This window comes from Microbispora bryophytorum, assembly GCF_006874465.1.
Classification (GTDB): Bacteria; Actinomycetota; Actinomycetes; order Streptosporangiales; family Streptosporangiaceae; genus Microbispora; species Microbispora bryophytorum.
Map to the genome: position 1 here is coordinate 448,145 of NZ_VIRL01000002.1, position 19,781 is coordinate 467,925.

Annotated in this window: 20 protein-coding genes; 16 read left to right on the top strand and 4 right to left on the bottom strand. The window is 71.4% G+C overall.

Features of this window, described 5'->3' with window-relative positions:
- The first annotated feature begins 1 nt into the window (after position 1).
- Positions 2 to 931 carry a methylenetetrahydrofolate reductase [NAD(P)H] gene (gene metF / locus FLX07_RS06380; RefSeq protein WP_142568496.1) on the top strand — a complete coding sequence of 310 codons (930 nt, stop codon included), beginning with the start codon at positions 2 to 4 and terminating at the stop codon, positions 929 to 931.
- 15 nt (positions 932 to 946) lie between these two features.
- Here the strand turns inward: metF and FLX07_RS06385 are convergent, their stop codons facing one another.
- A complete protein-coding gene (locus tag FLX07_RS06385) occupies positions 947 to 1,522 on the bottom strand; it encodes a GNAT family N-acetyltransferase (RefSeq protein ID WP_142568497.1) in 576 nt (191 codons plus the stop codon).
- Positions 1,523 to 1,565: 43 nt separating this feature from the next.
- Entirely contained in the window at positions 1,566 to 2,042 is a 477-nt protein-coding gene (locus tag FLX07_RS06390) for a YbaK/EbsC family protein (protein WP_142568498.1), read from the bottom strand.
- A gap of 126 nt (positions 2,043 to 2,168) precedes the next feature.
- Between FLX07_RS06390 and FLX07_RS06395 the strand changes: the two genes are divergently transcribed.
- Both FLX07_RS06395 and FLX07_RS06400 read left to right on the top strand, forming a co-directional pair.
- The gene (locus FLX07_RS06395; protein WP_223852712.1) at positions 2,169 to 3,047 is read left to right on the top strand and encodes a L,D-transpeptidase family protein; all 879 of its coding nucleotides are present in this window, start codon (positions 2,169 to 2,171) and stop codon (positions 3,045 to 3,047) included.
- A 404-nt stretch (positions 3,048 to 3,451) separates the two neighbouring features.
- Positions 3,452 to 3,892, top strand: coding sequence for an SAV_6107 family HEPN domain-containing protein (locus tag FLX07_RS06400; protein ID WP_142568500.1), 441 nt, complete (start codon positions 3,452 to 3,454; stop codon positions 3,890 to 3,892).
- 123 nt (positions 3,893 to 4,015) lie between these two features.
- Here FLX07_RS06400 and FLX07_RS06405 read toward each other — a convergent pair whose 3' ends face one another.
- Both FLX07_RS06405 and bldD read right to left on the bottom strand, forming a co-directional pair.
- Positions 4,016 to 5,260 (bottom strand): arginine deiminase, encoded by a 1,245-nt coding sequence (locus FLX07_RS06405; RefSeq protein WP_142568502.1) that lies wholly within the window; start codon positions 5,258 to 5,260, stop codon positions 4,016 to 4,018.
- A 210-nt stretch (positions 5,261 to 5,470) separates the two neighbouring features.
- Entirely contained in the window at positions 5,471 to 5,965 is a 495-nt protein-coding gene (bldD, locus tag FLX07_RS06410; protein WP_030508976.1) for a transcriptional regulator BldD, read from the bottom strand.
- A gap of 476 nt (positions 5,966 to 6,441) precedes the next feature.
- On the opposite strand from bldD, the gene pyrR reads away from it, so the two are divergent.
- The 13 genes from pyrR to FLX07_RS06475 all read left to right on the top strand — a co-directional run bounded on the left by pyrR (position 6,442) and on the right by FLX07_RS06475 (position 19,659).
- Positions 6,442 to 6,999: a bifunctional pyr operon transcriptional regulator/uracil phosphoribosyltransferase PyrR gene (pyrR, locus tag FLX07_RS06415; protein ID WP_139574481.1), complete on the top strand. Its 558-nt coding sequence runs from the start codon at positions 6,442 to 6,444 to the stop codon at positions 6,997 to 6,999.
- Positions 6,996 to 7,931 carry an aspartate carbamoyltransferase catalytic subunit gene (locus FLX07_RS06420; RefSeq protein WP_142568504.1) on the top strand — a complete coding sequence of 312 codons (936 nt, stop codon included), beginning with the start codon at positions 6,996 to 6,998 and terminating at the stop codon, positions 7,929 to 7,931. The genes pyrR and FLX07_RS06420 overlap by 4 nt, the downstream gene beginning before the upstream one ends.
- On the top strand, positions 7,928 to 9,259 hold the full coding sequence (locus FLX07_RS06425) for a dihydroorotase (RefSeq protein ID WP_223852711.1): 1,332 nt from the start codon (positions 7,928 to 7,930) through the stop codon (positions 9,257 to 9,259). The genes FLX07_RS06420 and FLX07_RS06425 overlap by 4 nt, the downstream gene beginning before the upstream one ends.
- Positions 9,256 to 10,464, top strand: coding sequence for a glutamine-hydrolyzing carbamoyl-phosphate synthase small subunit (gene carA / locus FLX07_RS06430; protein ID WP_142568505.1), 1,209 nt, complete (start codon positions 9,256 to 9,258; stop codon positions 10,462 to 10,464). The genes FLX07_RS06425 and carA overlap by 4 nt, the downstream gene beginning before the upstream one ends.
- Positions 10,457 to 13,735 (top strand): carbamoyl-phosphate synthase large subunit, encoded by a 3,279-nt coding sequence (carB, locus tag FLX07_RS06435; RefSeq protein ID WP_142568507.1) that lies wholly within the window; start codon positions 10,457 to 10,459, stop codon positions 13,733 to 13,735. Before carA ends, carB begins: the two co-directional genes overlap by 8 nt.
- 127 nt (positions 13,736 to 13,862) lie before the next feature.
- On the top strand, positions 13,863 to 14,720 hold the full coding sequence (locus tag FLX07_RS06440; protein WP_142568509.1) for a dihydroorotate dehydrogenase electron transfer subunit: 858 nt from the start codon (positions 13,863 to 13,865) through the stop codon (positions 14,718 to 14,720).
- Between the two features lie 21 nt (positions 14,721 to 14,741).
- On the top strand, positions 14,742 to 15,716 hold the full coding sequence (locus FLX07_RS06445; RefSeq protein WP_142568511.1) for a dihydroorotate dehydrogenase: 975 nt from the start codon (positions 14,742 to 14,744) through the stop codon (positions 15,714 to 15,716).
- A complete protein-coding gene (pyrF, locus tag FLX07_RS06450; protein WP_142568513.1) occupies positions 15,713 to 16,411 on the top strand; it encodes an orotidine-5'-phosphate decarboxylase in 699 nt (232 codons plus the stop codon). Before FLX07_RS06445 ends, pyrF begins: the two co-directional genes overlap by 4 nt.
- A gap of 218 nt (positions 16,412 to 16,629) precedes the next feature.
- A complete protein-coding gene (gene mihF, locus FLX07_RS06455) occupies positions 16,630 to 16,953 on the top strand; it encodes an integration host factor, actinobacterial type (RefSeq protein ID WP_030450375.1) in 324 nt (107 codons plus the stop codon).
- Positions 16,954 to 17,074: 121 nt separating this feature from the next.
- Positions 17,075 to 17,635, top strand: a complete 561-nt coding sequence (gmk, locus tag FLX07_RS06460) for a guanylate kinase (protein ID WP_142568514.1) — start codon at positions 17,075 to 17,077, stop codon at positions 17,633 to 17,635.
- 13 nt (positions 17,636 to 17,648) lie between these two features.
- Positions 17,649 to 17,912 carry a DNA-directed RNA polymerase subunit omega gene (gene rpoZ, locus FLX07_RS06465; RefSeq protein ID WP_030508986.1) on the top strand — a complete coding sequence of 88 codons (264 nt, stop codon included), beginning with the start codon at positions 17,649 to 17,651 and terminating at the stop codon, positions 17,910 to 17,912.
- A gap of 14 nt (positions 17,913 to 17,926) precedes the next feature.
- Positions 17,927 to 19,222: a bifunctional phosphopantothenoylcysteine decarboxylase/phosphopantothenate--cysteine ligase CoaBC gene (gene coaBC / locus FLX07_RS06470; RefSeq protein WP_142568516.1), complete on the top strand. Its 1,296-nt coding sequence runs from the start codon at positions 17,927 to 17,929 to the stop codon at positions 19,220 to 19,222.
- A 68-nt stretch (positions 19,223 to 19,290) separates the two neighbouring features.
- Entirely contained in the window at positions 19,291 to 19,659 is a 369-nt protein-coding gene (locus tag FLX07_RS06475; protein ID WP_142568518.1) for a hypothetical protein, read from the top strand.
- Positions 19,660 to 19,781: the final 122 nt, after the last annotated feature.

Here is a 19,781-nt window from a genome sequence, read left to right on the forward strand (position 1 = left end):
TATGGCTCTCGGTCTGCCCTCGCGGCTTCCTGATCGCGTCCCGACGGTCCGCGAACTGCTGGCCGCGGGCGAGCGCTCGTTCTCGTTCGAGTTCCTCCCACCGAAGACCGACGAGGGGGAGCGCCAGCTGTGGCGGGCGATCCGCGAGCTGGAAGCGCTGCGGCCGACGTTCGTCTCCGTGACCTACGGCGCCGGCGGCTCGACCCGGGACCGTACGGTGGACATCGTCGAGCGGCTGGCGCACGAGACGACGCTCACCCCCGTCGCCCACTTCACCGCGGTCGACCACTCGATCCGCGAGCTGCGCCACCTCGTCGGCAGGTTCGCCGACGCGGGCGTGCGCAACATCCTCGCCGTACGCGGCGACCCGCGCGGCGGCAACCCGCTGGACGAGTGGGTGAAGCACCCGGAGGGCGTCCTTTACGCCGAGGAGCTGGTGCGGCTGATCCGCCAGGCGGGGGACTTCTGCGTGGGAGTGGCCGCCTTCCCCTACAAGCACCCCAGGTCGGCGACCATCGAGTCGGACACCGAGTACTTCGTGCAGAAGTGCCGGGCCGGCGCGGACTACGCGATCACCCAGATGTTCTTCGAGGCGGACGACTACCTGCGGCTGCGTGACCGCGTGGCCGCCCGCGGGTGCGACACCCCGATCATCCCCGGCATCATGCCCGTGACGCAGATGAGCACGATCGCCCGGTCGGAGCAGCTGTCCGGTGCGCCGTTCCCGCCGGAGTTGGCCGAGCGGTTCGCGGCCGTCGCCGACGACCCGGCCGCGGTCCGTCGCCTCGGGATCGAGCACGCCATCGAGATGTGCCGGAAGCTTCTCGACGAGGGCGCTCCCGGCATCCACTTCATCACCTTCAACCGGTCGAGCGCGACCCGCGAGGTGTTCCAGGCGCTGCACGGCGTGCCCGCCGCCGTGGCCGGCTGAGCCGGCCGGTCCCGATCAGCCTTCGAGGGCCGCGCCCTCGGGCAGCGGCAGTGGCAGCCGCACCCCTGCGATGACGTACTCCTCGTAACCGCCCGGGAAGACGAACCGGGTCATCAGGTCGGCGAACCCGACGTCCCGGTAGAGGTGCCGGGCCACGGTGGGGGCGTCGTGCGTCGACAGCACGGCCGTGCGCTCCGGGCGGCCCTCGCACAGCGTGTGGATCAGTCGCCGGCCGATTCCCCGGCCCTGGTACTCGGGGCGCACGTGGATCTCGGCGATCTCCAGGGCGTCGCCGAACCAGGCGTTCGCCACCACCGGCCCGGCCCGGTCCTGCAGCGCCCCGCGTACGACCTCGTGCCACCACTGCCCCTGGCCGCCGTGGAAGCCGTACGCGAAGCCGGCGACACCGGAGGCCTGCGTGTCCTCGGCGAGCACGCAGTCGAAGTCGGGATAGGTGGCGTGGTTGCGCATGATCGCCATGCGGCCCGCGAGCTGGTCCGACGGCGGGCGCATGGCGACCGCGTAGATCTCCAGCACGGTGTCCAGTGCCGCCCTGAACTCGTCGGGCCCCACCCGTCGCAGTTGGATCACTCGTCGCACACTAGCAAAACGACGCCGGGCTGGTCCGGCAGCGTCACTCCACCTCGGCGGCCGTGCCCCCGGTGGTGCGCAGCAGTTCGTCGTAGGACGTGGGGAAGACGGTGTGGGGGTGCCCCGCGGCGGCCCACACCACGTCGTGCTTGCTCAGCCAGGTGTCCACCAGCGTGCGCACGGGCGCGGGGTGCCCGACCGGGGCGACACCGCCGATGGGCTGCCCGGTGTGCTCGCGGACGAACTCCGGAGTGGCCCGCCGCACCTTCGCCGCGCCGACGAGCCGCGCGATCAGATCGGTGTTCACCCGGTGGGCGCCGCTGGTCAGCACCAGCAACGGCGCGCCGTCCGCGTCGAAGATCAGGCTGTTGGCGATCGCGCCGACCTCGCAGCCCAGCTGGGCCGCGGCCGTGGCGGCCGTCGGGGCGGCCTCGTCGAGCACGACGACCTCGCCCGTCACCGCGTGGGCCCGCAGGGCCTCCTGAACGCGGACGACGTTCGGATGCAACTTTTCTGCCACCCGGTCACTCTAAACGGATTGCCAGGACATACGCGGCCGATTATGGCCACTTACGATCACGCGGCTCACAATCGGACCGTAAGGTAAGTCCTTTGATCGAGAAGCGGGCTTATGAGGGGGTTGGTCATGATGAGGGGTAGACGGCGACTGCTCGTCGTGGCGGGGGCGGCGACGTTCGCGACCGCCTTCGCGGTTGCCGGCGTGAGCGGCCCGGCGCAGGCGCGCGCCGCCGCGCCGACGGGGACCGTCGCCACCGGGACCATAACCACGGGGACCGTCGCCACCGGGACCATCACCACGGGGACCGTGCTCCCGGCGCGAAGCGCCGTCCCCGCCCGCGCCACGGGTTATCCGCCGTTCACCGCCCCGGGCAAGACGCTCAAGCTCGGCGCCAAGGGCTCGGTCGTGAAGGCGCTGCAGGCCCGGCTGAAGGAGCTCGGGTACGTGCCCGGCAGCGTCGACGGCCGGTACGGCGGGGCCACGCTGACGGCTCTCTGGGCGTTCCAGAAGGTGCAGGGGATCACGCCGACCAGCACGGTCGCCGCCCGCACCTGGAGGGCGCTGGAGAACCCCCGCGCGCCCAAGGTCCTGGTGCCCAGGGGCAAGGCGACCCGCGTCGAGGTGAACCTGACCAAGCAGGTGATGGTTCTGTACCGGGGCGGCGTGCCGGTGTTGATCAGCCACATCTCCAGCGGCAGCGGCATCCCCTACACCGAGTACGCCACCTGGAACGGCAAGCGGCAGCGGTTCTCCGGCAGCGCCCGCACGCCGACCGGCGACTACAAGACCACCTGGCGGGTCAAGGGCTGGCACCGGTCCTACCTCGGGCAGCTCTACAACCCCATCTTCTTCAACGGCGGCATCGCGCTCCACGGCGCGCTGTCGGTGCCGCTCTACCCGGCGTCGCACGGCTGCGTGCGGCTGCCGATGAACGTGGCGGAGCTTCTGCCGGGCATGCTCGGCAAGGGCGTTCCCGTGCACGTCAGGGGCGCCTTCAGGCGCTGACGCCGGCTCCGGAGGGGCCCCGCGCGAGATGGTCGTGCGGGGCCCCTCCGCCGTTCGCGGCCGGCGTTTCGAACGCGATCCTCGAACACGTATTCGTTGACAGCCTTGACAGGTGGCGGGGTCGAATCTATGTTCGATGGGGTGGGCGTGGGACTCGCGGCTCGCGCCCACCCCGTTGGACTCGTGCCTTCGTCGTCGGCGGAGACGGATGCGGCACGGCCTGCGGCGTGGGCCGGACGGGGAGAGGGGAAGCTCCTCGTCCGGCCGCCCACGGGAGCCTGAGAATGCGTCGGGCGATCTCGAGCGGTTCACGGGATCTCCCGGCCGGCGAAATTGTCGGTGCGATCTGCGACTGTGAAGTCACCGGCGACTTCGCCGGAGTGCCACGACTCAAGGAGGCGGGCATGACCGAGCAGAACGACGACGATCACAAGAGCGGGCCCCGGCTCTCGCAGGCGGTTCTGGCACACCTCGCGGACGCCAGGGCATGCCTCGCGGACGCCACCGTCGGGCCCACTCCCGCGGACCGCTACGTGTCGGCCCACCTGGCGGCCCTCCGTGCGGCCGCCGGGATCCTCGCGGCTCGTCCGCGGCCGATGGACGGCCGCAGGCGGCGGCTGCGCAGCGCCTGGGAGCTGCTGCCGGAGGCCGAGCCCAAGCTCGCGGACTGGGCGGCCTACTTCGCGGTGAGCGCGGCCAAGCGTGCGGCGGCCGAGGCCGGCATGGTCCGGTCCGTCACGCCGAACGACGCAGAGGAGATCATAGCGGAGGCGGACAGGTTCGTCGGCGAGGTCGAGTCGATCCTCGGCCTGCCCGGCCGTCCCACTCTGCCCATGGCCGGCTGACCTCCGTCCCCGCCCTTGATCCCGCGCGCCCGTTCAGCATGGCCGTGGACGGTGATCGGACGGAGACGGTGATCGGACGGAGACGGTGATCGGCAGGGGACGGTGATCAGATGGCGACGGTGATCAGAGGGGGTCGCGCTCCAGCGGGCAGCTCATGCACCGCGGCCCGCCGCGTCCGCGGCCGAGCTCGCTGCCCCGGATCGTGATGACCTCGATGCCGTGCCTGCGCAGGTGGTTGTTGGTCGTGGTGTTGCGCTCGTAGGCCACGACCACGCCGGGTTCCAGCGCCAGCACGTTGCAGCCGTCGTCCCACTGCTCGCGCTCGGCCGCGTGCACGTCCTGCGTCGGCGTGAGGACCTTGATGTCGTCGAGGCCGAGGGCCCGCGCGATCGCCTTGTGCATGTCCTCCGGCGGGTGGTCGGTGACCTTCAGCTCCTTGTCGGTGTCGCCCGGCTCCACCGTGTACGACGGGAGCATGCCGAGCCCGGCGTACTTGGTGAACACGCCCACGTCGACGTTGGTCATCACGGTGTCGAGGTGCATGAACGCGCGGGTCTTGGGCAGGTCGAGCGCCACGATGCGGGCCGCCGACCCCGTCCGGAACAGGTTGGTCGCCAGCATCTCCACGGCCTGCGGCTGGGTGCGCTCGCTCACCCCGACGAGCACGACGCCGTTGCCGAGCACCAGGACGTCGCCGCCCTCGATGGTGGCCGGGGCCATGCGCACGCCCTCGTACCAGACGTTGAACCCGCCGGCGTCGGGGTTGTCGTAGCCCGCGGCGAACAGCGGGTGCCACCGGTAGACCGTCTCGTAGTTGACGGTCTCCCGCCTGCGCGCCTTCTTCCGCATCGGGTTGATCGACACCCCGTCGTACACCCAGCAGGAGGTGTCGCGGGCGAACAGGTGGTTGGGCAGCGGCGGGAGGACGAAGTCGTCCATGCCGAGGGTGTGGAACGCGATGGAGCCGGGGTCGCAGCCCAGCTCCATGATCTCGCGTTTGGTGATCCCGCCGGTCAGCAGGGGCGCGAGCGCGTCCGCGTCGAGGGCGTCGAACGTGTTGCGGATCGCGTCGGCGGCCAGGGGGCCGAACCAGTGCTCGTCGACGCTGCCGTCGAGGATGTGCTTGCGCGCGTCGGGGATCTCGATGACCTCCCGCAGGAGATCGCCGAGGTGGTGCACCGTGACGCCGCGCCCGGCGAGCACCTCGCACCACTCCCGGTGCTCCTCCAGCGCGCGGTGCACCCACAGCACGTCGTCGAACAGCAGGCCGTCCTTGTTGCCCGGGGTGAGCCGCTTGAGCGCGAGTTCGGGTATGTCGACCAGGACCTGGCGAAGCCTGCCCACCTCGGAGCCCACGTGAAACGTCATGTCCTGCCTATCCCCGCGTGGCGGCAATCACTCGTCACCGGCGGCTCTCCGTTGCCGGAGCGTCGCCGGTGGCGAGGCGGTGCCTGACGCCGCCCGGCGCGAGCGCGGGCCACGCGCCGCAGGGCCTGGTCCGTCAGGCGCGACAGACACGAGGGGAGCCGGGCAGGACGGACGTCGGCGCGGGGAGCCGCGCGCGAACCGGGCGGAAGGTCAGAAGGACTCGACGGCGCGGCGGGCCTCGGCGTCGAGCACGCCCCAGTGGATGAACTCCTCGGTCAGCTCGACCGGCGACTTGTCATAGATGACCGCGAGCGAGCGCAGGTCCTCCTGCCGGATGGACAGCACCTTGCCGTTGTAGTCGCCCCGCTGGCTCTGAATGGTGGCGGCGTAACGGGCAAGCGGGCCGGCCTTGTCCTTCGGCAGCTGTGACAGCCGCTCCAGGTCGATGACCAGCTTGGGAGCGGGCGCAAGCGGGCTCGGAGCGGCTCCGCCCGGAAGAAGCTCCGACACCGGCACTCCGTAGAAATCCGCGAGCTCGGCGAGCTTCTGCACGGTCACCGCGCGGTCGCCGCGCTCGTAGGAGCCCACGACGACGGCCTTCCACCGTCCGCGGGACTTCTCCTCCACACCGTGCAGGGACAGCCCCTGCTGGGTCCGGATTGCGCGCAGGCGCGCGCCCAGCGACTTGGCGTAGTCAGACGGCATCGTGTGGCCCCCGGCTTTCTATGGCTCTTCTCACTTGATTGTGCGTCCTTGTCCCAAGCGTTCCGAACACCGGGGCTGGTGCCCGTGACCGGCACCTTCGGTGACCGCTGCGTCGGGTTTTACCCAGGAAGGTCGCGTGTTGTGGTTACGGACAGTGACGGTAAAGCCGACACTCCCAAAGGTCAAGCTGATTGGAAAAAAGAGCGTCAAACAGTGCTCTCACCGAAATCACCGACACCGGCGTGATGTGGCTTCCGATCCCCGGCCCGCCCTCCGAACGTCCCGGAACGTCACCGGAAGATTCCCGAAGGTCCCCGAAGACCCCCGGCACGTCCTCGTCACGCCGAGGGCGAGCGGCTCCTCCGCGGGCATCACCCCTGGCGGGAGGGGGGTTCGCAGACGGTCCTGATACTCTAAGCACAACCGACACCCTTTTAAGACCCGTCCAGTGAGGCGGGAAAGGCGGTGACTTTTTCATGTCTGATGCCCGAAATCAGGCCCGTGCCGTTCTGGAGGGGCCCGACATCCATCGGGCGCTCACCCGGATCGCGCACGAGATCCTCGAACGCACCAGGGGCGCGGAGAGCGTCGTCCTGCTCGGCATCCCCACCCGCGGCGCCACCCTCGCGCACCGCATCGCCGGGCGCATCGCCCAGTTCGAAGGAATCAAGGTCCCCGTCGGGGCCATCGACGTCACGATGTACCGCGACGATCTGCGCCTGCGGCCCGCGCGCCCGCTCGGCCGCACCGAACTGCCCCCGGACGGCGTGGACGGCAGGACCGTCGTCCTCGTGGACGACGTCCTCTACTCCGGCCGCACCGTGCGCGCCGCGCTCGACGCGCTGAACGACGTGGGCAGGCCCAGGGCCGTCCAGCTCGCCACGCTCGTCGACCGCGGCCACCGGGAGCTGCCGATCCGCGCCGACTACGTCGGCAAGAACCTGCCGACATCCAAGAGCGAGAAGGTCAAGGTCTTCCTGGAGGAGACGGACGGGCGCGACGCGGTCGTGCTCATCAAGGAGGACGACCGATGAAGCGTCACCTGATCTCGACCGGCGACCTCACCCGCGACGACGCGCTCCTCATCCTCGACACGGCCGAGGAGCTGGCGCGGGTCTCGCAGAGGTCCATCAAGAAGCTGCCGACGCTGCGCGGCCGCACTGTGGTGAACCTCTTCTTCGAGGACTCCACCCGGACCCGCATCTCCTTCGAGGCCGCGGCCAAGCGCCTGTCGGCCGACGTGATCAACTTCTCGGCCAAGGGGTCGAGCGTGTCCAAGGGCGAGTCGCTGAAGGACACCGCGCTCACCCTGGAGGCCATGGGCGCCGACGCCGTGGTGATCCGGCACAGCGCCTCGGGCGCGCCGCACCGCCTGGCCACCTGGGTGCGCGGCAGCGTGGTCAACGCCGGGGACGGCACCCACGAGCACCCCACCCAGGCGCTGCTCGACGCCTTCAGCATCCGCCGCCGGCTGGGCCGGCTGGAGGGCCTGAAGATCGCCGTCGTGGGCGACGTGCTGCACAGCCGGGTCGCCCGGTCCAACGTGCTGCTGCTGCACACGCTCGGCGCGGAGGTGACGCTGGTCGCGCCGCCGACCCTGCTGCCGGTGACGGTCGAGACCTGGCCCTGCCAGATCTCGTACGACCTCGACGCCGTGCTGCCCAAGTCGGACGTCGTGATGATGCTGCGGGTCCAGCTCGAACGGATGAACGCGGCCTACTTCCCCTCGGCGCGGGAGTACAGCCGCCGCTACGGCCTCGACCGCGACCGCTTCGCCCGCCTGCACGACGACGCCATCGTCATGCACCCCGGCCCGATGAACCGCGGCATGGAGATCTCCGCGGAGGTCGCCGACTCGCCGCGCTCGACGATCGTCGAGCAGGTCGCCAACGGTGTGACGGTCCGGATGGCCGTCCTCTACCTGCTGCTCGGCGGTTCCGAGCCCGCGATCGGAGGCGCCGAATGAGCACCTACGACCTTCACGAGGGGACTGTGACCACCATCCTCATCAGGGGAGCCCGGATCCTGGGCGGCGCCCCGAGCGACATCCTGCTGCGCGACGGCGTGGTGGCGGACATCGGCGACCTCGCGGGTGTCAGGGCCGACCAGACGGTCGACGCCGACGGGCTGATCGCCCTGCCCGGCCTGGTGGACCTGCACACCCACCTGCGCGAGCCCGGCCGGGAGGACGCCGAGACCGTGGAGACCGGCACCCAGGCCGCGGCGCGGGGCGGGTACACCGCCGTCCACGCCATGGCCAACACCTCCCCGGTGGCCGACACCGCCGGCGTGGTGGAACAGGTCTGGCGGCTCGGCCAGGAATACGGCCACTGCGACGTGCAGCCCGTGGGCGCCGTGACCTCCGGCCTCGGGGGCAGCCAGCTGGCCGAGCTCGGCGCGATGGCCGACTCCGCGGCCCGCGTGCGGGTCTTCTCCGACGACGGCAAGTGCGTGTCCGACGCCGTGCTGATGCGCCGGGCTCTGGAGTACGTTAAGGCGTTCGACGGCGTCGTGGCCCAGCACGCCCAGGAGCCCCGGCTGACCGAGGGCGCCCAGCTCAACGAGGGCGAGGTGTCGGCCAGGCTCGGCCTGATCGGCTGGCCGGCGGTCGCCGAGGAGGCGATCATCGCGCGCGACTGCCTGCTCGCCGCGCACGTCGGCTCCCGGCTGCACGTCTGCCACGTCTCCACCGCGGGCTCCGTCGAGATCATCCGCTGGGCCAAGTCGAAGGGCTGGGACGTGACCGCCGAGGTCACCCCGCACCACCTGCTGCTGACCGACTCCTGCGCGGAGAGGTCGCCGCTCGGGCCGTACAACCCGATCTACAAGGTGAACCCGCCGCTGCGCACCGCCGAGGACGTGCGGGCGCTGCGCGAGGCGCTGGCCGACGGCACGATCGACTGCGTGGCCACCGACCACGCGCCCCACCCGGTCGAGGACAAGGAGACCGAGTGGGCCGCGGCGGCCATGGGGATGATCGGCCTGGAGACCGCCCTGTCCGTGGTCCAGGAGGCCATGGTCGAGACCGGGCTGCTCGACTGGGCCGGCGTCGCCGACCGCATGTCCGCGCGGCCGGCCGCGATCGGCCGCCTGGCCGGGCACGGCCGCCCCGTCGAGCCCGGCGCCCCCGGCAACCTCACGCTGTTCGACCCGTCGGTCCGGCAGCCCGTCGACCCCGCCGCGATGGCGTCGAAGAGCCGCAACACCCCCTATGAGGGGCTGACCCTGCCCGGCCGCGTCGTCGCGACGTTCTTGCGCGGCCGTCCCACCGTTCTCGAAGGGAAGCTCGTATGACAGCCCTGCTCGTGCTTGAGGACGGACGCGTCTTCGAGGGGACGCCGTACGGCGCCGTGGGCGAGACGTTCGGCGAGATGGTCTTCAACACCGGCATGACCGGCTACCAGGAGACGCTCACCGACCCCTCCTACCACCGCCAGATCGTCGCGATGACCGCCCCGCACATCGGCAACACCGGTGTCAACGACGAGGACCCCGAGTCCCGCAGGGTCTGGGTCGCGGGCTACGTGGTGCGCGAGCCGTCCCGGATCCCGTCGAACTGGCGCTCCCGCAGGACGCTCGACGACTACCTGCGCGACCAGGGCGTGGTCGGCATCGCGATGCCCGGCACCCGCGCCCTCACCCGCCATCTGCGCGAGCGCGGCGCGATGCGCGCGGGCGTCTTCAGCGAGGGCGGCGAGATCGCCGACCTGGTCGAGCGGGTGCGGCGCTCGCCCGGCATGGAGGGCGCCGACCTGGCCCGCGAGGTCAGCACGGCAGAGCCGTACGTCGTGCCGGCGGCCGGGCGCAAGCGCTTCACCGTCGCCGCGGTCGACCTCGGCATCAAGGCCATGACCCCGCAGCGGATGTCCGAGCGGGGATGCGAGGTGCACGTGCTGCCGGCGACCGTCAAGGCGGCCGACATCCTCGCCCTCAATCCCGACGGCGTCTTCTTCTCCAACGGCCCGGGCGACCCCGCCGCGGCCGAATACGCGGTCGAGTCGCTGCGCGAGGTGCTGGACGAGAGGGTGCCGTTCTTCGGCATCTGCTTCGGCAACCAGATCCTCGGCCGGGCGCTCGGCCTCGGCACCTACAAGCTGCGCTACGGCCACCGCGGAGTGAACCAGCCGGTGCAGGACCGCAGGACCGGCAAGGTCGAGATCTCCGCGCACAACCACGGCTTCGCCGTGCGCGCGCCGCTCGACGGGCCCTTCGAGACCCCGTACGGCGCGGCCGAGGTGAGCCACGTCAACCTCAACGACGACTGCGTGGAGGGGCTGCGCCTGCTGGAGCGCCCCGCGTTCAGCGTGCAGTACCACCCCGAGGCGGCCGCGGGCCCGCACGACGCCGCGTACCTGTTCGACGAGTTCTGCGAGCTGATGGAGCGAGGGAGCGGCGCGCGGCGTGTCTCCCCTGCGAGCGAGGCTCAGTCATTTGGCGCGCCCCAGGCGCGACGGAGCGCGACCGGGAACACGGACAAGAAGGGGGCCGAGGGTGCCTAAGCGTACGGACATCAGGTCCGTCATGGTGATCGGCTCCGGCCCGATCGTCATCGGACAGGCGTGTGAGTTCGACTACTCCGGCACCCAGGCCTGCCGCGTCCTGCGCAGCGAGGGATTCCGGGTCGTCCTGGTCAACAGCAACCCCGCGACGATCATGACGGATCCGGAGTTCGCCGACGCCACCTACGTCGAGCCGATCACGCCGGACATCGTCGAGAAGATCATCGCCAAGGAGCGGCCCGACGCGCTGCTGCCCACGCTGGGCGGCCAGACGGCGCTCAACACCGCCGTGGCGCTGCACGAGGCGGGCGTGCTCGACAAGTACGGCGTCGAGCTGATCGGCGCCGACATCGACGCCATCCAGGCGGGGGAGAACCGCGAGCGGTTCAAGGAGATCGTCGCCAAGGTCGCCGCCGAGCACGGCCTCAACGCCGAGTCGGCGCGCAGCGTCATCTGCCACACCATGGACGAGTGCCTGCGCGGGGCCGGCGAGCTGGGCTACCCGGTCGTCGTCCGCCCGAGCTTCACCATGGGCGGCGCCGGCTCCGGCTTCGCCCATGACGAGCAGGAGCTGCGCCGCATCGCCGGCGCCGGCCTCGACGCGTCCCCGACCACCGAGGTGCTCCTGGAGGAGTCGATCCTCGGCTGGAAGGAGTACGAGCTCGAGGTCATGCGGGACCGCAACGACAACGTGGTCATCGTGTGCTCCATCGAGAACATCGACCCGATGGGCGTCCACACCGGCGACAGCGTGACCGTGGCGCCCGCGCTGACGCTGACCGACCGCGAGTACCAGAACATGCGCGACGTCGCGATCGCGGTCATCCGCGAGGTCGGCGTCGACACCGGCGGCTGCAACATCCAGTTCGCGGTCGACCCGGAGACCGGCCGGATGATCGTCATCGAGATGAACCCGCGGGTGTCGCGGTCGTCGGCGCTGGCGTCCAAGGCCACCGGCTTCCCCATCGCCAAGATCGCCGCCAAGCTCGCGATCGGCTACACCCTCGACGAGATCCCCAACGACATCACCAAGGAGACCCCGGCGTCGTTCGAGCCGTCGCTCGACTACATCGTGGTCAAGGTGCCGAGGTTCGCGTTCGAGAAGTTCGCCGGGGCCGACGAGACGCTGACCACCCACATGAAGTCGGTCGGCGAGGCGATGGCGATCGGCCGCTCCTTCCCCGAGGCGCTGCAGAAGGCGCTGCGGTCGCTGGAGAAGAAGGGGTCGTCGTTCAGCTGGACGGGCGAGCCCGGCGACCTGGACGAGCTCCTGGAGGCCTGCCGCAGGCCGCACGACGGGCGGCTGCGCACCATGCAGCAGGCCATCAGGGCGGGCGCGACCCCCGAGCAGGTCCACGAGGCCACGTCGGTGGACCCGTGGTTCGTCGACCAGCTCTTCGCGATCGACGAGGTCGCCCGGTCGATCACCGCGCTCGACCGGCCCACCCTCGAGCTGGCCAAGCGGAACGGCTTCAGCGACGCGCAGATCGCCGAGATCCTGGGCGTGCCGGAGCCCGAGGTGCGGGCCAGGCGTTACGAGCACGGCGTCCGGCCCGTCTACAACACCGTGGACACCTGCGCCGCCGAGTTCGCCGCCCGCACCCCGTACCTCTACTCGACGTACGACGAGGAGAACGAGGTGCCGGTGGGGGACCGGCCCAAGGTGATCATCCTGGGCAGCGGGCCCAACCGCATCGGCCAGGGCATCGAGTTCGACTACGCCTGCGTGCACGCGTCGTTCGAGCTGGCCAAGGCCGGCTACGAGACCGTGATGGTCAACTGCAACCCCGAGACCGTCTCGACCGACTACGACACCTCCGACCGGCTCTACTTCGAGCCGCTCACGCTGGAGGACGTCCTCGAGGTCGTGCACGCCGAGCAGGAGACCGGGCCGGTCGCCGGCGTCATCGTGCAGCTCGGCGGCCAGACGCCGCTCGGGCTCGCCCAGGCGCTCAAGGACGCCGGGGTGCCCGTGGTCGGCACCTCGCCCGAGTCGATCCACCTCGCCGAGGACCGGGGCGCGTTCGGGCAGGTCCTCGCCGAGGCCGGGCTGCCCGCGCCCCGGCACGGCACCGCGACGACCGTGGAGGAGGCGCGGGCGGTCGCCGAGGAGATCGGCTACCCGGTGCTCGTGCGGCCGTCGTACGTGCTCGGCGGCGCCGGCATGGCGATCGTGTACGACGAGGACACCCTCGGGGAGTACATGGCGAAGGCGGCCTCCGAGCACCCGGTGCTGATCGACCGGTTCCTCGACGACGCCATCGAGATCGACGTGGACGCGCTGTTCGACGGCGAGGAGCTCTACCTCGGCGGCGTCATGGAGCACATCGAGGAGGCCGGCATCCACTCCGGCGACTCGGCGTGCGCGCTGCCGCCGATCACGCTGGGCGGCTTCGACATCAAGCGGATCCGCGCGGCCACCGAGGCCATCGCCCGCGGCGTCGGCGTGCGCGGCCTGCTGAACGTCCAGTACGCGATGGCTTCCAACGTGCTGTACGTCCTGGAGGCCAACCCCAGGGCCAGCCGTACGGTGCCGTTCGTGTCCAAGGCGACGGCGGTGCCGCTGGCCAAGGCGGCGGCGCGGCTGACGATGGGCGCGACGATCGCGGAGCTGCGCGCCGAGGGCATGCTGCCCGCCGACTACGACGGCGGCACGCTGCCGCTGGACGCGCCGGTCGCGGTCAAGGAGGCGGTGCTGCCGTTCAACCGGTTCCGCGGCGTGGACATCGTGCTCGGGCCGGAGATGCGCTCGACCGGCGAGGTCATGGGCATCGACGAGTTCTTCGGCACGGCCTTCGCCAAGTCGCAGTCGGCGGCCTACGGCGCGCTGCCGACCAAGGGCCGGGCGTTCGTCTCGGTCGCCAACAAGGACAAGCGGGCCATGATCTTCCCCGTGAAGGCGCTGGCGGACCTCGGTTTCGAGATCCTGGCCACGGAGGGCACCGCCGAGGTGCTGCGCCGCAACGGCGTCCGTGCCAAGATCGTGCGCAAGCACAGCGACGGCGCCGGTCCCGACGGCGAGCCGACGATCGTGCGGCGCATCCTCGACGGGGAGGTGGACCTCATCGTGAACACCCCGTTCGGCAGCCCCGGCCAGTCCGGGCCGCGCCTGGACGGGTACGAGATCCGCACCGCCGCCGTCAACCGCGGTATCGCCTGCGTCACGACCGTGCAGGGCCTGGCCGCCGCCGTGCAGGGCATCCAGCACATCGTCAGGGGCGACATCGACGTGCGTTCGCTCCAGGAGCACGCCAGGAGGCTGCGAGACTAGCCCGAGACACGCGGAGGGTGCCATGGGCGCGGAGGGCCGTACGCATCGCGCGCCCCCGGCACGACCTCACCGGCTCAGGCGCCCGTAGCCGGTAGGGTCAGCGGCGCGACGATCAGGGAGGAAGGGAGTGGCCGGCAGTCCGGTTCAGGTCACGGGCACGGTGCTGACGACGCGCCGGGTGGACGCCTACCATGCGCTCACCGTCGTCGCGCCGGGCATCGCGGACCGGTTCCGGCCCGGCCACTTCGTCACGGTCGCCGTCGGGGGCCGCGACTCCTCGTTGCTCACCCGGCGGGCCTTCACGATCCACGACGTGAAGCCGGACTACGGTGGCACGGTGGAGCTCGTCTTCGGCGTGCGCGGTCCCGGGACGGCGTGGCTCGCCGACCTGCGGGCGCGCGACACCCTCGACCTGGTCGGCCCGCTCGGCCGTCCCTTCCCCCTGCCCCGCGACCCCTGCACCTGCGTGCTGGTCGGCGACGAGCACGGCGCGGCGCCGATGTTCGCGCTGGCGGACGCGCTGCAGCAGCGGGGCTGCCGCATCGACTTCGTGCTGGGGGCGCCGTCGGCCGACCGGGTCTTCGGGGCGCTGCGGGCCCGCCGGATGGGCGAGACGACCACGTTGACGACCGAGGACGGTTCGCTGGGCATGCGCGGCAAGGTGACCGACGTGCTGCCCGGCGTGATCGCCGACGCGCGGGCCGACGCGCTCTACGCGTGCGGGCCGATGGAGACGCTGCGGGGGGTCACGGCGATCGCCGTCGAGCTCGGCGTCCCCGTGCAGGTGGCGGTGGAGGAGTCCATGGCCTGCGGCATCGGCGTCTGCATGACCTGCGTGGTGCCGGTCATCGGCGACGACGGCGTGACCCGCATGGTCCGCGCCTGCACCGAGGGGCCGGTGTTCCGGGGCGAGCGGGTGCGGTTCGACGACGTCGGGACGATCCCGTTCGACGCGCTCGGCGCGCCCGGCGGACGGCATGTCTGAGCCGGGGCGGGGGAGGCGGCCGTGACCGCCGACCTGCGGACCTACCTGGCCCATGTGGAGCTGCCCAACCCGGTGCTGACCGCCTCGGGCTGCGGCGGGACCGGCCGCGAGCTGGCGCAGTTCTCCGACGTCCACCGGCTGGGCGCGTTCGTCACCCGGTCGATCACCATGGCCCCGCGCGCGGGCCGGCCGACGCCGCGGATGGCCGAGACCCCCTCCGGGCTGCTGAACGCCGTGGGCCTGCAGGGCCCGGGCGTCGAGGCGTTCCTGGAGCGCGAGCTGCCCTGGCTGGCCGAGCGCGGGGCCCGCACCGTCGTGTCCATCGGCGGCGGCACCGTGACCGAGTTCACCGCGCTGGCCCGGCGCCTGGCCGGCGCCGACGGCATCACCGCCGTGGAGATCAACCTGTCGTGCCCCAACGTCGAGGACCGGGGCAGGGTGTTCGCCCGCGACGGAGCCGCCGCGGCGGAGGTCGTGGCCTCGGTGCGCGCGGCCACGCCGTACGAGGTGCCGGTGATCGCCAAGCTGTCCCCGGACGTCGCGGACGTCGTCGCGGTCGCACGCGCGTGCGTGGACGGCGGCGCCGACGCCCTCGCGATGATCAACACCCCGGTCGGGATGAGCATCGACGTGGACACGATGCGCCCCTCGCTCGCGGCGGGCACCGGCGGCCTGTCCGGCCCCGCCGTACGGCCCCTGGCGGTGCGCTGCGTGTGGCAGGTCCACGCGGCGCTGCCGGGAGTGCCGATCATCGGCATGGGCGGCGTCTCGACCGGCAGGGACGCCCTTGAGCTCGTCCTGGCGGGCGCCTGCGCCGTCGCGGTGGGCACGGCGCTGTTCCACGACCCCTACGCCTGCCCGCGCGTTCTGAGGGAGCTTGAGGAGCTCCTGCAGGAGCGCGGGTTCGACCGGCTCGCCGACGCCGTGGGCCTGGCCCACCGCCCGGCGGGCGCGCAAACACGATCGCGATCAGATCTCGAGGAGAGTTCGCTTTGACCACGCCCGCTCCCATCGCCGTCGCCCTCGACGCGCCCGACCTGGAGACCGCCGCCCGCTGGGCCGGCCTGGTCACCCCGCACGTTTCCACGGTGAAGGTGGGACTGGAGCTCTACCTGCGGTACGGGCCCGACGTGATCGCCTCGGTCCGCGGCGCCAGCGGCGTGCAGGTCTTCCTGGACCTCAAGCTGCACGACATCCCGAACACCGTCGGCGCCGCCGCCCGGGCGGTCGCCCGGCTCAAGCCGACCTACCTCACCGTGCACGCCGCAGGGGGCTCCGCGATGGTCAGGGCGGCCGTCGAGGGGGCCCCCAACACCCGGATCGCGGCCGTGACGCTCCTGACGTCGCTTTCTGAGGCCGATCTCCGGCAGATCGGTGTCCAGGGACCCCCTGCGGACGCCGCGCGCCGTATGGCCGCCGTAGCCGTCGGCGCGGGCGCCCAGGCCCTCGTCTGCTCGCCCAGAGAGGTCGCCGCCGTACGCGCGGAGGTCGGCCCGGACGTGACATTGATCACTCCGGGCGTGCGGCCGGTCGGCGCCGACACCCAGGACCAGGCGAGGGTGGCCACCCCGGAGGACGCGATCGCCAACGGGGCCGATCTCCTCGTGATCGGACGGCCCATCACCGGGGCGCCCGACCCGGGTGCGGCGGCCGCCGGGATCGCCGCCGCACTGCGCCGCGTGAGCCTGTGAGGGAGCGCCGGGCGGCCTTGGCGCCGTCACCTTGGGTCATCCCGCTCCGCGCCTGCTGAGGCGGTTTTGATCTACGAAGAGTGACTTTTCCAATACCAAAAGTAGTAAAATCAATTTTGTAGTCCGAGAAACCGCCCTTGACGTTGCCGTTACGGCCAAGACCAGCTAGTTTCCCCTCCCGTCCGAGTACATCGACAAGAAATTCGAGGTGACCCGGCGTGGCTCTTCCTCCCTTGACCCCCGAGCAGCGCGCCGCAGCTCTTGAGAAGGCTGCCAAGGCACGCAAGGAGCGTGCCGAGGTCAAGAACCGGCTCAAGCACGGCGCGGTTTCTCTGGCTGAGGTGCTGAAGGATGGGCAGACCGACGACGTCATCGGCAAGATGAAGGTCTCGGCTCTGCTGGAGTCGCTCCCTGGCGTCGGCAAGGTCCGCGCCAAGCAGCTCATGGAGCGCCTTGGTATCGCCGAATCCCGCCGTGTGCGGGGTCTCGGCGCCAACCAGCGCGCCTCCCTGGAGCGTGAGTTCGGCGGCGCCGAGAGCTGATCTCGGCGACGTACGAGCGAGTTCACGGGGGTACGGAGTGACCGACACGTCCCGGTCCGCTGGAGATCGGGCCCACGAGGCAGTCGCGACCAGCGGATTCAGGACGCGTGGCGGTGACTCCATGCCTCGCCCGCGCCTGACGGTCCTGTCCGGTCCGTCGGGTGTGGGGAAGTCCACGGTCGTCGCCGAGCTCCGGCGGTCCCACCCTGAGGTGTGGCTGTCGGTCTCGGTGACAACCCGGAAGCCCCGTCCGGGGGAGCGGCACGGCGTGGAGTACTTCTTCGCCGGCAACGACGAGTTCGACGAGCTCGTCGCCTCCGGCGAGCTTCTGGAGTGGGCCGAGTTCGCCGGCAACCGGTACGGCACGCCCAGGCGGCCGGTGCTGGAGAAGCTGGAGGCAGGCGTCCCCACTCTGCTGGAGATCGACCTGCAGGGCGCCAGGCAGGTGCGTACGACGATGCCCGATGCCCTGCTGGTGTTCCTGGCCCCGCCGAGCTGGGAGGAGCTGGAGCGGCGGCTGCGCGGCCGCGGCACCGAGCCTCCCGAGGTGATCGCCCGACGTCTGGACGCGGGCCGGATCGAACTGGCGGCGGAGAAGGAGTTCGATCTCACGATCGTCAACACGTCCGTCAAGGACGTGTGCCACCGGCTGATAACCTTGCTGGGAAACTCACCTAGCTAGGGGAATCACTGACGTGGCAAGCAGCTCCGCCTACGCGGAAGGCATCACCAACCCGTCGATCGACGCGCTTCTCGACATCGTCGACAGCAAGTACAGCCTTGTGATCATGGGTGCGAAGCGGGCGCGCCAGATCAACGCTTACTACTCTCAGCTCGGCGAGGGCCTGCTGGAGTACGTGGGGCCCCTCGTGGAGACCCACGCCCAGGAGAAGCCGCTGTCCATCGCCCTGCGCGAGGTCTCCGAGGGCCTGCTCACCTCTGAGCCCATCGAAGGCTGACACCACTTCCGCCGATGACGTCTGTCGTGCTGGGCGTGAGCGCCGGCATCGCGGTCTACAAGTCCTGCGAGCTGCTCCGCCTGTTCACCGAGTCGGGACACGACGTGCGCGTCGTGCCGACCCGGGACGCTCTGCGGTTCGTGGGAGAGCCGACCTGGGCGGCCCTGTCGGGCAATCCGGTGACCACCGAGGTGTGGGAGTCGGTGCACGAGGTGCCGCACGTGCGGATCGGGCAGTCCGCCGATCTGGTGGTCGTCGCGCCGGCGACGGCGGACGTGCTGGCCCGCGCCGCGCACGGCATGGCCAACGACCTGCTCACCAACACCCTGCTCACGGCGCGCTGCCCGGTGGTGTTCGCGCCCGCGATGCACACCGAGATGTGGGAGCACCCTGCCACGCGGGCGAACGTGGCGACGCTGCGCGAGCGCGGCGCGATCGTGGTCGAGCCCGCCGTCGGCAGGCTCACCGGTGCCGACACCGGTCCCGGGCGGCTGCCCGACCCCGCCGAGATCTTCGAGGTGTGCCGCCGTGTGCTGGCGGGCCCGCGCGAGGACCTGGCCGGACGGCACGTCGTCGTGTCCGCCGGCGGCACCCGCGAGGCGATCGACCCCGTGCGCTTCATCGGCAACCGGTCTTCGGGGCTGCAGGGATACGCCCTCGCCCGTACGGCCGTCGCCCGGGGCGCGGAGGTCACGCTCGTGGCGGCGAACGTGACGCTGCCCGATCCCGCGGGCGCGAAGGTCGTGCGGGTGGAGTCGGCGCGGCAGTTGCGCGAGGCGGTCCTCGCGGCGGCCGAGCACGCCGACGCGGTCGTGATGGCCGCCGCGGTGGCGGACTTCCGGCCCGTACGGCAGAGCGACACGAAGATCAAGAAGTCGTCCGCCGAGCCCGACCCAATCCATCTGGTGAAAAATCCGGACATCTTGGCTGAGCTGGGGGAGGTCCGCCGGGCCAGGCGGGAGGCGTACGCCACGAGGGACGCAGGGGGCGCGGCGGCGGCCGGTGGGCGCGAGACCGGCGACGGGCCGGGCGCCGCGACGCAGGCGCCGGGGGACGGGCCGCATCCGCGGGTGATCGTGGGATTCGCGGCGGAGACCGACGACGTCCTGGCCAACGGGCGGGCCAAGCTAGAGCGCAAGGGCTGCGACCTGCTCGTGGTGAACCAGGTCGGAGAGAACCTGGCGTTCGGCACGCCGGACAACGCGGCCGTCGTCCTCACGGCGGAGGGCGGATCCGTGGAGATTTCGAGGGGTCCCAAAGAGGATCTCGCCGACGTAGTGTGGGACTTGGTGGTGCAGCGTCTCGCCTGACCTTCGCGGGGTGCCGGCGCGGGCGCCCGCCCCGCCCCCACAGGTCGTGCGTCGAGGGAGCGATCGCCATGCCGGTGTCCGCCACGATCAGGGTGCGCTGCCGGGCGATGCTCGGCCCCGGCGAGGACATCCGCTACGTGTTTCCCGCGGTGGCCCTGCCGCCTCCCGCCATGATCGGTTTCCTCGTCGTGGTGACGGACCGGTCGATCACGCTGCTGTCCACGAAGATCTTCGGCAGGGACGAGCCGTCAGGGGTGTGGGCGCGCTACCCCCGCCGCACCCGCCTCGGGCCCGTCGAGTTCGGGTCGGGACCTCGGATCGAAATCGGCGGCATGACCCTGGAGGTCGACGACGAGTACGCCGCGGTGGTGGCGGCGGCGGACGCCGAGGCCTTTTCGCCCGGTGACCTGCCCAGAGATCCGTTACCCGACCTTTGAGGGGCCGTCCGCGAGCGCGGAGAACCCTCTCGTGGGGTGACGGCCGGATGACGGGAACCCGGATGGCTTCGCCGCTCCGCGGCGCCTAAGGCTAGACTCGCGTGAGCATCGAGTGGCCGCGG